The sequence below is a fragment of the Streptomyces sp. NPDC002144 genome, assembly GCF_053593695.1.
In genome coordinates this window covers 20,955-35,984 of sequence record NZ_JBSFDB010000054.1, presented here as the reverse complement: position 1 = coordinate 35,984, position 15,030 = coordinate 20,955, and the positions used below count along the sequence as shown (strand labels likewise).

Below are 15,030 nucleotides of genomic sequence, written 5' to 3'. Positions count from 1 at the left end.
CCGACCAGGAGCTACCGGTAACCTCCCGCCCGTGTTCGCCGCGCTCGGAGTGCGGCATCCAGGGAGAACACGGGGGCCCCCGCCAGGACGAGGGGGAGCCAGGCCATCAGGTAGGCGAGGTCGTTGCCGTAGTAGTACGGGTCGGACGCCCAGCTCACCGTCAGCCACAGGCTGAGCGAGATCAGTGCTCCGCCGAGGGCGGCGAGGCGGGCGAACAGGCCGATCAGGGTGCCGATGCCGACGGCCAACTCGCCGAAGGCGATGGCGTAGCCGAAACCGGTCGGGTTCTTCAGCGCCAGGTCGACCAGGGCCGGAATGGCGGACGAGTCGCGAACGGACCGCATGGTGTCACCGATGGAACCCGCGCCGGAGGACTTCATGAAGGCGCTGTCGGTGATCTTGTCCAGGCCGGCGTAGATGAAGGTGACGCCGAGGAAGATCCGGAGTGGAAGGAGGGCGTAGCGGGTGGCGTTGTCGCGCCAGTTCCGGTCGCCGTCGAGATAGGGGGTGTGCGTGTCCGTGCGTATGCCGTGAGTCATCACTGTCGCCTCTCGCCCGTGTGCCGGGGCCCCTTGAAAGACGATACGTACGTCGGGGGCCGGGCGCTCAATGCGTTCGTGCCGATTTCTGACGGAGTGCGCGGGATCGAACAACGCGTCCGCCTCGAGAAGTGCCGTTCCCCTCACGGCGTCACACGAATCACTCGGTCACGTCGACCGCGTACCGGTTCGTCTCCACCCCCGCGGCCGTGACGACCTGCACCTCGACCCGGCCCGGTTCCACGTCCGCCGGTACCGGGACGGTGAGGACCGCGTCGGTCGGGTTGCTGAAGCCGCCGCTCACCGGGACGAGGGGGACGTGGACGTTGACCGGGCCGATGCGGACGACCATGCGGGAGAGGCGGTCGGCGCCCTGGGCGCCCGGGGGCACGAAACCGGCGCCGCGGATCTCGATGTCGTCGCCGGTGCGGATCGGGGCGTCCAGGTCACCCGCCTCCCGGGCGCGGACCACGGAGAGGATCACCGGGCGGCCGCCCTCGGCGTACTTGCCGGCCACGTAGGTCGCCGCCGAGACCAGCACCACCACGGCCAGTCCCCAGGGCAGGTCGGGCAGCTGGTCGGGGCGCCGGGCGAGCCGTACCGCGGCGAACAGTACGGCGACCGTGCTGATGACGACGTACTGGATGTCGGCGAAGCTGCCGCGGCCCGCGTCGTCGGTGAGCAGGTCGGCGGCCCTCGGCCGGTGCGCCCGTACCTTCTGCAGGCGTTGGGCGAGGACGCGCAGTCCGACCACGCGGCGCACCAGGACCGCGATCCCGCAGACCACCGCCAGCACGGTCACCACACCGGCGGCGCGGGCGAGTTCGAGGCCGGAGATCAGCGCGTCCCGTTCCGCGTGGTCGGAGGCGGCGGCCAGGCGGCCCACCAGCACCAGGACCGCGAAGGCGACGAGGAGGACCCAGGCCGCGGCCACCGTGCGGGAGGTGGAGAGACGGTTGTCCTCGCCGATGACCGGGGCCAGCGCGCCGCCCCGGGCGCGGTGGAACCAGGAGGCGGCCGTGAGCACACCGGCGGTCAGCAGCGCCGCCAGCAGTCCGGCCGTGCGCGCCGCCGTCCAGCCCGCGCCGATCGCCGTCAGAGCCTGTACCAGCAGCAACACCAGCACCAGGGCCCACAGGGTGATGGTCGTACGGAGCCACAGCCGGGTCAGCCAGGCCTCGCCCTCGGCGCGGCCGCGTTCGGCGACCAGTTCCGCGGACTGGCTGAGCTCCTCCGACACCCACTGGCGAGATGCCTGCGCGGAGTGGGCGACCGCGGCGGGCACCCCCTGTCCGGCCGCGAACCCGTCGCGCATCAGGAAGAACTCGGCGACCGCCCGCCGATGTCCCTCGCGCGCCCCGTGCGGGCAGTCCCCGCAGGTGCAGCCACCCGCGTGCGCCCCTCCCGGCGCGCCCGTGTCCGCCCCGCCTCTCGCCTCCTGCACCGCCACGCCCGACGCCCGCCTTCCGCACGATCCCATCGACCGGCGGCCCCCGTCCGGGGGTCGGCCGCCGTCCTGCAACTCCCCTGCGTTGCCAGCGAATTGTGCCCTACGCCACCCCCTCCCCGTCGGCCAGGTCTGGTCAGCGCGGGTGAAGCGGGGGCCGCCGTGTTGACCCTGCTGCGAGAATTTCCCTATGGCCGAGATCATCCAGCGCGACGGGACCTGGGCCTTCGACGGCACCACGGTCAGGATCACGCCGGGCCTGCACCGCTCCGTGCCGCTGTTCCGGCAGACGTACGGGGAGGTCGCCGTACCCCTCGAGGCGATCGCGGGTGTGGTCTTCGAGCCCGAGCGCAAGCGCGGGCGGCTGCGGATGCGGCTGCGCGAGGGGGCGGATCCGTTGCTGCAGGCGACCGGTGGGCGGCTGCCGGACGCGGCGGATCCGTACCGGCTGCTGGTGGACGTGGACCGTTCCGGGGTCGCGGAGTACGTGGCGGAGGAGATCCGGCAGGCGCTGATGCTGGAGCAGATCCCCAAGGAGCCGACCAAGGCGTATCTGCTGCCGGGTCCGCCGGTGCCGGTCTCGGTCCGGTCCTCCGACGGCACGGTCTCCTTCGACGGCACCCAGGTGCGCCTCGACTGGGCGGACACCTCGGACCGGGTCAAGCGGGCGACGGGACCGCGGATCATGGCGGTCGGCGATGTGGTGCAGGTGGAGTGGCTGCCCAACTCGGGTTACGAGGACGGCTTTCTGCGGTTCGTGACCCGGGAGACGGTGTTCTCCAAACTGCCGCCGGAGAAGGACCCGTACGCCCTGGACCTGTGGGGCAGCGCGCGGCGCGATCTGCTGACCGCGCTGGTCGCGACCGCGGTCACCGCGCGACTGCCGCATCCCTCGACCCGCAACGGCGGCGAGCTCGCCGGCCGCCGCCCCGTCGGCGCCGTCTCGCCGCCGGCCGACCACCACGACGTACTGCTGCGCAGACTGCGGGAGTTGGGCGAGCTGCACCGGGACGGGGTGCTCACGGACGAGGAGTTCGCGATGACCAAGGCGGCGGTGCTGCGCGGATTCTGAGCGCCCTGCGGCTGCCCCCTACGACAGCAGATCCGGTTCGCTGCGGCTGATGTCCTGCCACTGGGGCTGGTAGTTGATCCAGGCGACCAGGTCGCCGCCGAGTTGTTCGCGGGTCGCGACCGCGAGCCGGTGGTCGATGAGGAGGGGGCGGCCGGCCGCCTTGGCCGTCAGCTGGACCTGCGCGGAGCGCTCCATGGACAGGAACCACCAGGCCGCCGCGTCCACCGAGTCGCCGACCGTGAGCAGTCCGTGGTTGCGCAGCACGAGCGCCTTGCGGGTGCCGAGCGCGGAGGCGATACGGCGGCCCTCCTCGGCGTCGACGGCGACGCCGGTGTAGGCGTCGTAGAGGGCGTGGTCCTCGTAGAAGGCGCAGCTCTCCTGGGTGATCGGGTCCAGGAGCTCGCCGAGCGCGGACAGGGCGCGGCCGTGCACCGAGTGGCAGTGGGCGACGGCGACGACGTCCGGCCGGGCCGCGTGCACCTGGGCGTGCACGGTGAAGGCGGCCTGGTTGACGTGGTAGCGGCCCTCGATGACCTGCCCGTCGGAGTTGGCGAGGACCAGGTCGCTCACCGTGACGTGCTTGAACGGCATACCGAACGGATTGACCCAGAAGCAGTCGCTGTACTCCGGGTCGCGCGCGGTGATGTGGCCGGAGACGCCGTCCTCGAACCCGTACCGGCCGAAGAGCCGCAGCGCTCCCGCGAGCCGCTCCTTCCGGTGCCTGCGCTCGTCGTCGACCGAGTCGTGCATCGGCGGCATGGCGAAGCGCAGCCGATCGCTGGGCAGCGGAGTCGGTGGGGTCGGCCCGGGCATGTGGTCCTCCGGCACTGGGTTGCTTGACGAGGCGGAAGTTACCCTCGGTCAGCGCAGGAGAACAGAGCTGTTTTGTAAAGATGACGCACGCAGCCGATACACGACAGAAGATGTCCGGTATCGGCGGCACCCTGGGTCGTATGGCATGGAACTGGGCGGCTTTCAGCGCCGCCGAACCCGAGTTCGCGAAGACCGCCGAGGAGCGCTTCGGGGCCTTCACCCATCATGTCCTGGCCACACTCCGGCAGGACGGATCCCCGCGTACGACCGGTCTCGAGGTCCGCTTCCTCCAGGGTGAGCTGTGGCTCGGCATGATGCCGGACTCGCTCAAGGCCCTCGATCTGCGCCGCGACGCGCGGTTCGCGCTCCAGGCGAACCCCGGCGAGGGGCAGACCATGGGCGGGGGCGATGTGCGGATCGCCGGGCGGGCGGTCGAGGTCGAGGATCCCGTGGCGAAGGCCGCATACGGCGAAGAGGTGGAACCGCCGGAGCCGTTCCACCTCTTCCGCACCGAGCTGACGGAGGTCGTGCGGACCTACGTCGAGGACGACAAGTACCTGGTCGTCCAGGTCTGGAAGCCCGGTGAACCCCTGCGCACGGTCAAGCGCACCTGATCGTCCGCGTGCGGGGCCTACTCCCACTCGATGGTGCCCGGCGGCTTCGAGGTGACGTCCAGGACGACCCTGTTGACGTCGCGCACCTCGTTGGTGATCCGCGTCGAGATCTTCGCGAGGACGTCGTACGGCAGACGGGACCAGTCGGCCGTCATGGCGTCCTCGGAGGAGACCGGGCGCAGCACGATCGGGTGGCCGTAGGTGCGGCCGTCGCCCTGGACGCCGACCGAGCGGACGTCCGCGAGCAGCACCACCGGGCACTGCCAGATGTCCCGGTCGAGGCCGGCCGCGGTCAGTTCCTCGCGGGCGATGGCGTCGGCGTCCCGGAGCAGGTCGAGCCGCTCCTTGGTCACCTCGCCGACGATGCGGATGCCGAGGCCGGGGCCCGGGAAGGGCTGGCGCTGGACGATCTCATCCGGCAGGCCCAGCTCCTGGCCGACCATCCGGACCTCGTCCTTGAACAGCTTGCGCAGCGGCTCGATGAGCTGGAACTCGAGGTCCTCGGGCAGGCCGCCGACATTGTGGTGGGACTTGATGTTGGCGGTGCCGGTGCCGCCGCCGGACTCGACGACGTCCGGGTAGAGGGTGCCCTGGACCAGGAACTCCACCGCGGGGCCCTCGTCCGCGATGATCTCCGCCTGGGCCTGCTCGAAGACCCGGATGAACTCGCGGCCGATGATCTTCCGCTTCTCCTCGGGGTCGGAGACACCCTTGAGCGCGGTCAGGAAGCGCTCCTCCGCGTCGACGACGACCAGCTTGACGCCGGTCGCGGCCACGAAGTCCTTCTCGACCTGCTCGGTCTCGCCCTTGCGCATCAGGCCGTGGTCGACGTAGACGCAGGTCAGCTGGTCGCCGATGGCGCGCGCCACGAGGGCGGCAGCCACGGCGGAGTCCACGCCGCCGGACAGACCGCAGATGGCGCGCTTGTCGCCGACCTGCTCGCGGATGGCCGCGACCTGCTCCTCGATGACGTTCCCGGTGGTCCAGTCGGGGCTCAGGCCCGCGCCCCGGTACAGGAAGTGCTCCAGGACCTGCTGGCCGTGCGTGGAGTGCATGACCTCGGGGTGGTACTGGACGCCGTAGAGCTTCTTCTCGTCGTTCTCGAAGGCGGCGACCGGGACGACGTCCGTTGAGGCCGTGACGGCGAAGCCCTCGGGGGCGGCGGAGCAGGCGTCGCCGTGGGACATCCACACGTGCTGCTCGGCGGGGGTGCCCTCGAAGAGGGTGGAGGACGCCTTGGACACGTGCAGGTCGGTGCGGCCGTACTCGCGGGCGCCGGTGTTGTCGACCGTGCCGCCGAGGGCCTGGGCCATCAGCTGGAAGCCGTAGCACATGCCGAAGACGGGGACGCCGGCCTCGAAGAGCTCGCGGTCCAGGCGGGGGGCGCCCTCCTCGTACACGGACGAGGGGCCGCCGGAGAGGATGATCGCCGCCGGGTTCCTGGCGAGCATCTCCGCGACCGGCATGGTGCTCGGCACGATCTCGCTGTAGACCCGGGCCTCGCGGACGCGACGGGCGATGAGCTGGGCGTACTGCGCGCCGAAGTCGACGACCAGGACGGTGTCGGTGGCGGCTGGGGTCGCTGATGACACGGGGTGCCTTCCGGCGGTTGGGCGAGGGCTGTGGTACCGAGTCTAACTGGGTTGGCGTGGGTGACCTCGCCGCCTCTGGGGGCTGCCGCCCCCAGGCCCCCGCTTCGGCCCTGAACGGGGCTCGTCCTCAAACGCCGGACGGGCTGATGTATCGTCTCCGGCATGCTTCAGCACTCGACGTTTACCTATGGCACCCGGCCCACCGGCTGCCATGGTCGTGCTGCTTGAGCCACTGACAAGCGACTTCCCCAGGCGCCCCGGGCCGACAAGGTCCGGGGCGCCTGGGGTTTTCCGGATCCTGTCGCCTCGGGGCACCCCCTTCACCGAGGAGCCCGACATGACCACCACACCGGAAGCGACCATCGCGGAGGCCCGGGAGCGCATCGACGCGCTCGACGACCGGATCATCGGTCTCATCCAGGAACGGATGGCCGTCTCCGCCGTCGTGCAGCAGACCCGTATCGCCTCCGGCGGCCGGCGGGTGCACCTGTCCCGCGAGATGGAGATCCTCGACCGCTACCGCGAGGCGCTGGGCAAGCCGGGGACGCCGCTCGCGATGACGCTGCTCGAACTGTGCCGCGGTCGCTCTTGAGTTCGGGCCCTTCTCACCCGTACGGCGCGTGACCGCCCCGTGAACCGCCTCGTTGGTGGGGTGTCCGCGCCAGCCAGGGGCGGGCCCGAAAGAACCACGCGTGGCTTGCTGGAGCGATGAGACGCACGGGTCGTGCCGTGCGTCGTGGGACCTCGTTCCAGGGTCGTGACCGGACGGCAGGGGACAGCAGCCCGGTCACCCAAGTAAACGGTCGGCTCCGGGGACGCCCGGGGCCGACCGGCGGAAACTGCAAAAATGCACAACCCTGGGTCAAACGGTTGCGGAGGGCGCGTCCATCCAGCACGATGCCTAGAAAGCCCCCAAGTCCCACCGCGGACAACCGCATTGAAGTGTCCTTGCGGAGTGCCAGAGGTCCAGACCATTCGTGCGCCGCTTGTGTGCCCGGTCGGCGCCCCGGGGCACTCGGGACCACCAGGGCCCACTCAGGACCAGCGGCGCAACCCCCCGGCGCCGCTCCCCGGGCACCGGCGCTGCCCTGACGTCGGTGCTGACGGAGAAGGGCCCCGCGGCCTCAAGTCCCGCGGGGCCCTTCGCATGCCGGGTACGCCATGTGCCCGCCCTGCCGCGCGTCCGCCACTAGGTGCGGCTCACCGTTCCGCAGGAGTCCGCCTGGCCGATCGGGCGGCTGCGGTCGTACGGGTCGACGGACGGGCCGGTCGGGGTGGTGCCGTCGGTGGGCGTCCGGGACGGGAACCGCGGGTGCAGGTAACCGTCGTAGACGTCGCAGGAGGTGTTGCCGCCGTCCTCGTCGTAGCGCAGCAGGTTCAGCCGGCCGGGGGTGACCTGGTAGTGCGCGGGGTCGGGGAGTTCCGCGTCGATGACGCGGCGCACGATGGTGCGGGCGACCTCGTCGGAACCGTCGGCGGGGATCACCGGGTAGACGAACGTGTAGTCGGCGTGCACCGCGACCCCGGCGAAGTCGCCCTTCTTGAAGGTGATCCGGCCGCGGACCTTGATGACGTTCCCGGCGGGCTTCACCTCCTTCGGGTCGAACCGGCTGAACAGGGACAGCGGGTCGTGGTTCTTGCCGGGCGTGCGCAGGGCCGTGTCGAGGTCGTCCAGCAGCTTCGGCTGCTTGGGGTCGAGCACCGAGAGGGCCGCCTCGGGACGGCCGCCGGCCACCACCCTGGGGTTGAGGTTGGCGTCGACCAGCAGCTTCCTGGTCTGCTGGAGGGCCAGTTCGACCCGGTCCTTGGGGATCGAGCCCAGCGCGGTGGCCTTCGGCAGCACGATGCCGGCCTCGCCGTCGGCCCACTGCTGTGCCGGGGATCCCGCGAACGGACGGGCCAGGGTGGGCACTCGGGGGTCCGCGGCGGAGGGCGGCGCGGTGGGCCGCGCCGTCTCCTCGGGCAGCGCCGAGGCGGCCGCGTCCGACGTGCCGGAGCCGAAGGGGTCGCCGGGCAGCAGCGACGGCTTCATCGCGACGACGGCCACGGCGGCGGCGAGCAGCACGGCGAACACCGCGCCCACCCGGCGGCGCCCGCGTCCGCGCCCGTTCATCTCCTGCCAGGCCGGGCCGGTGCGCCAGCCCTCGGGCGACTTCCCCCGCGCGTCCTGCTCACGCAGCCGCTCGGTGACCATCCGGGCCCGCGCCGACGGCTCCTTGGGCCCGGACCTGATGTCACGTTCGCTGTCCTGGAGGAACTTCTCCCAGACGTCGTCGGGTATGGAGGGTTCCCCGCCGGAACCCGATCCGGATCTCGGCTCGTCGGACGGTCTGTCGGCCACGGGCGCGAACGCCTTTCTGTGAAGCGTGACATGGGAAGCGTGCAGCGGTGTCGAGCAGGAGAGCGTACGTGACGCAGGGCACATAAATAATCTGTGAAGGTGAACACAACCATTCACCCCGGTCACGGATCCAACCTGACGAACCAAGGGCCACAACCCGCGCCCCACACGCGGAGCCCTCCACACTGGACTCCCTTGAGGTCTTGATGAAGCTTCGCCGAGCCATGGGCGTGGCGGCCGCGACGGCCGTTCTGGCTCCCCTTGCCCTGCTGTCCGCTCCGGTCGCGTTCGCGGACGAGACCCCGGACACGTCGACCAGCAGCGCGGCGGCGCCGGAGAGCACTGCGCCGGAGACCACCCCCGCGGCGCCGGAAAGCACCCCGGCCGCCCCCGAGAGCACCCCGGCGGCGCCGGAGAGCACCCCCGCCGCCCCGGAGAGCACTCCCGCCGCCCCCGCGAGCTCCCCGGCCGCGTCGCAGAGCAGCTCCACCTCCCCGTCGCCGAGCCCCAGCGAGAGCTCCCCCGGCGGTGCCGAGCTCTGCGTCGACGAGAACGGCGACAGCACCGCCGAGCTCAGCGCCGACCTGAAGAGCGGTCTGTCCGGTCTGCCCGACACGATCGTCGCCGGAAGCGGCTGGGTGCCGTTCTCCTTCAACGTCACCAACCACGGCGACACCCAGATCAAGGACATCAAGCCGCTGATCGGCGTCGCCGCCGTCGGCTGGGAGGACGCGAAGGACTACTCGGGCCAGATCAAGGTCCAGGTCCTGGACAAGTCATCCGGCACCTGGAAGACGATCGCGGACGCCGCGGGCGAGGGCGGCACGTTCACCGCGTTCTCGCTGGACGCGGGCAAGTCGGTCTCGTACCAGCTGCGCCTCAGCGTCTCCGGCAAGGTGCCGGACTCCCTGGGGCTGACCGGCGGTCTCGCCGAGTACGCGGACGACCAGGGCTGCTGGGTCGCCGACGACCCGAACGGCTGGATCTACTTCTTCGACATCCTGGCCGCCGGCTCCGACGCCGGTAAGCCCGGGGACGCCAAGCCGCAGACGGGTGGCCGCAAGCCGCTGAAGGACGTCAGTGACGTGTCCGCCACCGGCAGCCTCGCCGAGACCGGCTCCAGCTCCGCGCTGCCCGTGATCGGCCTGGTCGGCGGTGTCGCGGTCGTCCTCGGCGCCGGCTCCGTCGTCGTCGCCCGGCGCCGCAGGGCCGGGTCGGACGCGTAAATCTCACCGGAACAACGACTCACCGCAACAAAGACTCACCGCAGGAAAAGTGAAGGACCCGCGCTCGGAGGGGAGCGCGGGTCCTTTCCTGTCCGACGCCGGAGCCGTACCGGCGTGGCCCTACGGCTTCGGCGGCACCGCCGGCATTCCCAGGAACGGCAGCCTCAGCGCGCCGAACGCCTCCGCGGGGACCGCCGGACTCTTCGGCTCGACCGGCTGGAGCCGCTCGTACGCCGCTCCCTGCGCCGGACGCGGGTCCGCCTCGCCCTTGTTGGGCCAGTACGACATCGCCCGCTCGGCCTGCGCGGTGATGGTGAGGGAAGGGTTCACGCCCAGGTTGGCGGAGACCGCGGCGCCGTCCACGACCGAGATGCCGGGATGGCCGTACAGGCGGTGGTAGGGGTCGATGACACCGGTCTCGCGGGAGGAGCCGATGGGGCAGCCGCCGAGGAAGTGGGCGGTGAGGGGGGTGCCCATGAGCTCGCCGACGTTGGAGCCGGCGAAGCCGTTGATGTCGGCGGCGATCGCGGACGCGGCCTCGGAAGCCGCCTTGATCTGCTTGGGGTTGGGGGCGCCGTGGCCCTGCCGGGCGGTGAGCAGTCCCTTGCCGACGCCGTCCGGCTTCAGGTACGTCGTCAGGGAGTTGTCCAGCGACTGCATCACCAGGCCGATGATGGTCCGTTCCGACCAGCGGCGGTTGGAGAGGGAGCGCAGGACCAGCAGCGGGTGGCGGGCGGCGCTCCTGAGCCAGGCCAGCACCCTCGACGAGCCTTCCGCGTACGGCACTTGGAGGATCGAGAGGCCGCCCATCGAGTTGGAGCCCTTGCCGTAGCGGACCGGCTCGATGTGGGTGTTCTCGTCCGGGTGGACAGACGAGGTGATGGCCACGCCGCGGGTGAAGTCGACCTGCGGGGCTCCGGTGGCCTTGCGGTAGCGCCGGTTGTCGGTCTGCGCGCCGACCAGGGCCTCGGAATTGGTGCGGGTCAGCTCCCCCAGCCTGTCCGAGATGTACGGCAGTTGCCCGCCGGCCCTCATACGGTGCAGCAGGGTCTGGGTGCCGTAGGTGCCGGCGGCGATGACGACCTGGCGGGCCCGGAAGGTACGGCCCTCGGCGCTGCGGTCGTCGGTCGGCAGGGTGGCGACCGCGTAGCCGCCCCGCGAGTCGTCCGTGACCGACACGACCGTCGTCATCGGGTGCACGACCGCGCCCGCCTTCTCGGCGAGGTAGAGGTAGTTCTCGTTGAGGGTGTTCTTCGCGCCGTGCCGGCAGCCGGTCATGCACTCGCCGCACTCGATGCAGGCGGTGCGGGCCGGGCCCGCTCCGCCGAAGTAGGGGTCGTCGACCTGCTGTCCGGGCGCCGCTTTCACCCTGCCCTCGGCGTCCTCGCCGTCGCCGAAGAACACGCCGACCGGCGCCAGGTGGAAGGTGTCGCCGACGCCCATCCGCTCCGCCGCCGCCTTCAGATGGACGTCGGAGGGGGTCATCGTCGGGTTGAGCCGTACGCCGAGCATGCGCCGGGCCTGGTCGTAGTACGGCTTCAGCTCCTCCTGCCAGTCGGTGATGTCCCGCCACTGCGGGTCCTCGAAGAACGGCTTCGGCGGAACGTAGAGGGTGTTGGCGTAGTTCAGGGAGCCGCCGCCGACACCCGCACCGGCGAGGACCATGACGTTGCCGAGCAGGTGGATGCGCTGGATGCCGTACATGCCGAGCTTCGGCGCCCAGAGGTAGTTCTTCAGGTCCCAGGAGTTCCTGGGCAGGGTCTCGCGGGTGAAGCGGCGGCCGGCTTCCAGGACACCTACGCGGTAGCCCTTCTCGGTGAGGCGCAGGGCGGTGACGCTGCCGCCGAAGCCGGAGCCGACGACGATGACGTCGTAGTCGTGGGTGTCCTGGGGCACGTGCTCTCCTCGTTGAGAACCGAAGCGTTCCTACTTGAAGCGCAGAGCCTTCATCAGCCGCAGGCTCCGGCTCATGAACTGCGCGTACTGCTCGTCGTCCATCCCCAGCGACGGAGCCATCGGCAGCAGCCTCTGCTGGGCTACCGTCTGGGCCTCGGTGTACTTGAGGATGCCCTCGGAGCCGTGGCGCCGGCCGAGCCCGGAGTCCTTCATGCCGCCCATCGGGGACTGGACGCTGCCGTAGGCGGGGGCGTAGCCCTCGTTGACGTTGACCGTGCCGGTGCGCAGCCGGGCGGCGACCTGGCGGCCGCGGGCGCCGTTCTTCGTCCAGACCGAGGAATTGAGGCCGTACGGCGTGGAGTTGGCGTGCTCGACGGCCTCGTCGTCGGTCGTGAAGCGGTAGACGGAGACGACCGGACCGAAGGTCTCCTCCGTGCACACCGCCATCGGCTCGGTCACGCCGTCGAGGATCGTCGGCTCGAAGAAGTACGGGCCGATGTCCGGGCGTGCGACACCGCCGGCGACGACCTTGGCGCCCTTCGCCACGGCCTCCTCGACGTGCCGGGTGACCGTCTCCAGCTGCCGCTCCCCCACCAGCGAGCCCATGTCGGCGCCGTAGGCGAGGGACGTGCCGAGGCGCATGGCCCTGGTGCGGGCGGCGAAGCGCTCCAGGAAGGCGTCGGCGATCGACTCGTGGACGTACAACCGCTCGATGGAGATGCACAGTTGGCCGGCGGAGGAGAAGCAGGCGCGGACCGCGCCCGCGGCCGCCTTCTCGATGTCGGCGTCCTCGAGGACCAGCATGGCGTTCTTGCCGCCGAGTTCGAGGGAGACGCCGACCAGCCGGGCGGCGGCGCCCTGGGCGACCTCGCGGCCGGTGCGCGTGGACCCGGTGAAGGAGACGTAGTCGGCGTGCCGGACGACCTCGGGGCCGACGACCGGGCCCTCGCCGATCACGACCTGGAAGACATCGGCGGGCAGCCCCGCCTCGATGAGCAGGTCGCGGGCCCACAGGGCGGTGAGGCAGGTCTCGGTGTCCGGCTTCATGACGACGGCGTTGCCCGCGACGAAGGCTGGCAGCGCGTCGCCGACGGAGAGTTCGAGGGGGTAGTTCCAGGGGGCGATCTGGCCGACGACCCCGCGCGGGTGGCGCAGCTCGGTGACCTTGGTGAGGGTCGGTACGGCGCCCGTGTGCCGCTTCGGCCTCAGATACGCGGGTGCCTTGCGGCCGTAGTGGCGGGCGGCGACCGCGACGGCCTGCACCTCCTCGTGGGCGTGCAGCCGGGCCTTGCCCGTCTCCAGCTGGATCAGGTCCAGGACCTCGGCCTGACGCTCCAGGACCAGGTCGTGGAAGCGCAGCAGGACGGCCGCGCGCTGCCGTACCGGCGTCTGCGCCCACACGGCCTGGGCCTTGCGGGCCGCCTGGAAGGCCTTCTCCACGTCCTCGGGCGTGGACTCCGGCAGGTCGGCCAGCTTCTCGCCGGTGAACGGCGTGTGGTTGGCGGTGCGTCCGGAGCCGACCACGCCCTTGGTGAGCTGGGCGACCAGCTCCGGGGTGACCACGTCGGAGGCGGTACGGGCGCCCTCGGGCGCGGGGGCGAGGGGGTTCGTGCCGGCCTTGGCCGGGGCTTGCGCGTCCGTCATGAGCCGCAGGGTATTCCGGTACCGAAACTTTGGGTACCCGTCGGTAACGCGGCTTCACCGAGTGCACACACACCGCCAGTGGTCACTGGCAAGGTTTGCGCTGATCAGGGCGTTGGGCGGGGGCGACGGGCGATGGTTCAGCCTTCTCCGATCCGCAGGCGCTCCCGCGCTCCCTTGAAGACGGCGGTGCCCCGCTTCTCGTCCGGGGTGCCCTTGGGCATCTGCACCTGGAGCTGGTACATCCGGTCGTCGGCGGTGCGGACGACGAGCTGGAGCACCCGGACCGGTCTGCGGTCCTGATCGTAGGTGACGTCGGAGAGGGCGGCCTGGTCGCCGTGGAAGGTGGTGGCGGTGTACTGGCCGGCGGTGCGCTGGTGCCCCTCCATGCCGTTCATGGTCTTCCTCGCCTCGGTCATCGGGGCGGCGGGGGCCTTCTTCCACTCGGAGAGGCGGACCGCGACGGTTTCGACGGCGCCGTCGGTGTAGACGCTCAACCGGGCCGAGTCGGCCTCGTCCGTCCAGTAGATCCGCCGGTACCGCTCGGGCAGATAGAGGACGGCGTCCATGGCGGTCTCCCGGTGCGCGGTCCAGACCGCCGCACTGGGCGTCGCGCGGGCGGGTGTCTCGGTGAGGGTGGCGGTCTGCTCGGAGACGCCCGCGCCCTCGTCGGATCCGGCGAGGTACGAAGTGCCCCACCAGGTCCCGCCGACGAGGAGCGCGGCGACCGCGGCGAGCGGGACGGGACGGACGCGGAGGGCCCGCTTCGGGGCGCGCGGGACGCTCGCGGTGTCCGGCTCTTCCGCGCCGCCGGACGCGTTCATCGTCCCGGGCGGCGGCCCGGCGGACGGTTCGGCATCCGTGTCAGGCCCCGGGTGCGACCCGGGGTCCGGCCCCGGGTCCGCGGGCTTCGCCCCCAGCCGTACGGTCCCCACGTCGTCCGCGAACTCCCGCAACCGCCCGCCGTCCTGAGCCTCCGTCACCCGTTCTTCGACCCGCGGCACCGGCCGCCCCTCCGCCACCGCCTCCAGCACCGCACCGGTCTCCTCCGGGCCCGGCCGCTGCTCGGGGTCCTTCGACAGGAGCCGGGCGATCAACGGGCCCAGCGGGCCGGCCCGGCGGGGCTCGGGCGGATCGGTGGTGATGACGGCGGCCAGCGTCGACTCCACCGCCGTACGCCTGAAGGGGGACGCGCCCTCGACGGCCGCGTACAGCAGCACGCCCAGAGACCACAGGTCGGAGGACGGCCCGGCTCCGCGCCCCGACATGCGTTCCGGCGCGACGAACTCCAGTGAGCCGACGAACTCCCCGCTGACGGTGAGGGATTCCTCGCCCTGGACATGGGCGATGCCGAAGTCGGTGAGGACGACCCGGCCCCGGGGACCGAGCAGGACGTTCGCGGGCTTCACGTCCCGGTGGACGATCCCGACCAAGTGCGCGGCACGCAGCGCGCCGAGGACGGCGAGGCCGATCCGGGCGGCCTCGACGGCGTCGACCGGGCCGCGCCGGAGCACCTCGTGCAGGGACTCGCCGCGCACCAACTCCATGACGATCCAGGGCAGTCCGTCGTCCTCGACCACGACGTCGAGAATGGAGACGGCGGACGGATGGTCGACGCGGGCGGCGGCGCGGGCCTCGCGGTAGAGGCGGTGGGCGGCCCGCTGGTGCCGCTCGTCCTCCGGGTCGCCCGGCAGCCGCGGCTGCTTCACGGCGACGTCCCGGTCCACGAGTTCGTCGTGCGCCTCCCACACGGTGCCCATGCCGCCGGAGCCGATGCGCCGGGTCAGCCGGTAGCGCCCGCCAAGTACCCGGCCCACGCGCGTCTGTTCGCCGCCTGCACTCATGTCCC

At 71.6% G+C, this 15,030-nt stretch carries 12 protein-coding genes; 4 read left to right on the top strand and 8 right to left on the bottom strand.

Going from position 1 to position 15,030, the window contains the following annotated elements; all coding sequences use genetic code 11:
- Positions 1 to 11 precede the first annotated feature (11 nt).
- Together ACWCQ1_RS43640 and ACWCQ1_RS43635 are read right to left on the bottom strand one after the other, a co-directional pair.
- Positions 12 to 539 (bottom strand): DoxX family protein, encoded by a 528-nt coding sequence (locus ACWCQ1_RS43640; protein ID WP_133043205.1) that lies wholly within the window; start codon positions 537 to 539, stop codon positions 12 to 14.
- A gap of 160 nt (positions 540 to 699) precedes the next feature.
- Positions 700 to 1,989: a hypothetical protein gene (locus tag ACWCQ1_RS43635; protein WP_358593248.1), complete on the bottom strand. Its 1,290-nt coding sequence runs from the start codon at positions 1,987 to 1,989 to the stop codon at positions 700 to 702.
- A 187-nt stretch (positions 1,990 to 2,176) separates the two neighbouring features.
- Between ACWCQ1_RS43635 and ACWCQ1_RS43630 the strand changes: the two genes are divergently transcribed.
- Positions 2,177 to 3,058 (top strand): DUF4429 domain-containing protein, encoded by an 882-nt coding sequence (locus ACWCQ1_RS43630; RefSeq protein ID WP_133043207.1) that lies wholly within the window; start codon positions 2,177 to 2,179, stop codon positions 3,056 to 3,058.
- Positions 3,059 to 3,076: 18 nt separating this feature from the next.
- On the opposite strand, the gene ACWCQ1_RS43625 is transcribed toward ACWCQ1_RS43630, so the two are convergent.
- Complete coding sequence (locus ACWCQ1_RS43625; protein WP_133043208.1) at positions 3,077 to 3,871, bottom strand: class II aldolase/adducin family protein; 795 nt, start codon at positions 3,869 to 3,871, stop codon at positions 3,077 to 3,079.
- A 140-nt stretch (positions 3,872 to 4,011) separates the two neighbouring features.
- Between ACWCQ1_RS43625 and ACWCQ1_RS43620 the strand changes: the two genes are divergently transcribed.
- Positions 4,012 to 4,485: a pyridoxamine 5'-phosphate oxidase family protein gene (locus ACWCQ1_RS43620; RefSeq protein ID WP_358593247.1), complete on the top strand. Its 474-nt coding sequence runs from the start codon at positions 4,012 to 4,014 to the stop codon at positions 4,483 to 4,485.
- Between the two features lie 17 nt (positions 4,486 to 4,502).
- On the opposite strand, the gene guaA is transcribed toward ACWCQ1_RS43620, so the two are convergent.
- Entirely contained in the window at positions 4,503 to 6,077 is a 1,575-nt protein-coding gene (guaA, locus tag ACWCQ1_RS43615; RefSeq protein ID WP_358593246.1) for a glutamine-hydrolyzing GMP synthase, read from the bottom strand.
- Between the two features lie 337 nt (positions 6,078 to 6,414).
- On the opposite strand from guaA, the gene ACWCQ1_RS43610 reads away from it, so the two are divergent.
- On the top strand, positions 6,415 to 6,669 hold the full coding sequence (locus tag ACWCQ1_RS43610) for a chorismate mutase (RefSeq protein WP_133043211.1): 255 nt from the start codon (positions 6,415 to 6,417) through the stop codon (positions 6,667 to 6,669).
- Between the two features lie 597 nt (positions 6,670 to 7,266).
- Here the strand turns inward: ACWCQ1_RS43610 and ACWCQ1_RS43605 are convergent.
- Complete coding sequence (locus ACWCQ1_RS43605) at positions 7,267 to 8,418, bottom strand: hypothetical protein (protein ID WP_451029053.1); 1,152 nt, start codon at positions 8,416 to 8,418, stop codon at positions 7,267 to 7,269.
- Positions 8,419 to 8,624: 206 nt separating this feature from the next.
- On the opposite strand from ACWCQ1_RS43605, the gene ACWCQ1_RS43600 reads away from it, so the two are divergent.
- Positions 8,625 to 9,644: a hypothetical protein gene (locus ACWCQ1_RS43600; protein WP_358593244.1), complete on the top strand. Its 1,020-nt coding sequence runs from the start codon at positions 8,625 to 8,627 to the stop codon at positions 9,642 to 9,644.
- 120 nt (positions 9,645 to 9,764) lie between these two features.
- On the opposite strand, the gene ACWCQ1_RS43595 is transcribed toward ACWCQ1_RS43600, so the two are convergent.
- The 3 genes from ACWCQ1_RS43595 to ACWCQ1_RS43585 all read right to left on the bottom strand — a co-directional run bounded on the left by ACWCQ1_RS43595 (position 9,765) and on the right by ACWCQ1_RS43585 (position 15,025).
- Positions 9,765 to 11,540 (bottom strand): GMC oxidoreductase, encoded by a 1,776-nt coding sequence (locus tag ACWCQ1_RS43595; protein WP_451029052.1) that lies wholly within the window; start codon positions 11,538 to 11,540, stop codon positions 9,765 to 9,767.
- 30 nt (positions 11,541 to 11,570) lie between these two features.
- Complete coding sequence (locus tag ACWCQ1_RS43590) at positions 11,571 to 13,184, bottom strand: succinic semialdehyde dehydrogenase (protein WP_133043215.1); 1,614 nt, start codon at positions 13,182 to 13,184, stop codon at positions 11,571 to 11,573.
- A 137-nt stretch (positions 13,185 to 13,321) separates the two neighbouring features.
- Entirely contained in the window at positions 13,322 to 15,025 is a 1,704-nt protein-coding gene (locus ACWCQ1_RS43585; RefSeq protein ID WP_451029051.1) for a protein kinase domain-containing protein, read from the bottom strand.
- Positions 15,026 to 15,030 lie beyond the last annotated feature (5 nt).

Excerpts from the sequence above, each read along its gene's own strand:
- ACWCQ1_RS43640 (WP_133043205.1), bottom strand. The coding sequence starts at position 539 with ATGACTCACGGCATACGCACGGACACGCACACCCCCTATCTCGACGGC.
- ACWCQ1_RS43625 (WP_133043208.1), bottom strand. The coding sequence starts at position 3,871 with ATGCCCGGGCCGACCCCACCGACTCCGCTGCCCAGCGATCGGCTGCGC.
- ACWCQ1_RS43630 (WP_133043207.1), top strand. The coding sequence starts at position 2,177 with ATGGCCGAGATCATCCAGCGCGACGGGACCTGGGCCTTCGACGGCACC.
- ACWCQ1_RS43590 (WP_133043215.1), bottom strand. The coding sequence starts at position 13,184 with ATGACGGACGCGCAAGCCCCGGCCAAGGCCGGCACGAACCCCCTCGCC.
- ACWCQ1_RS43620 (WP_358593247.1), top strand. The coding sequence starts at position 4,012 with ATGGCATGGAACTGGGCGGCTTTCAGCGCCGCCGAACCCGAGTTCGCG.
- ACWCQ1_RS43610 (WP_133043211.1), top strand. The coding sequence starts at position 6,415 with ATGACCACCACACCGGAAGCGACCATCGCGGAGGCCCGGGAGCGCATC.
- ACWCQ1_RS43600 (WP_358593244.1), top strand. The coding sequence starts at position 8,625 with ATGAAGCTTCGCCGAGCCATGGGCGTGGCGGCCGCGACGGCCGTTCTG.
- ACWCQ1_RS43585 (WP_451029051.1), bottom strand. The coding sequence starts at position 15,025 with ATGAGTGCAGGCGGCGAACAGACGCGCGTGGGCCGGGTACTTGGCGGG.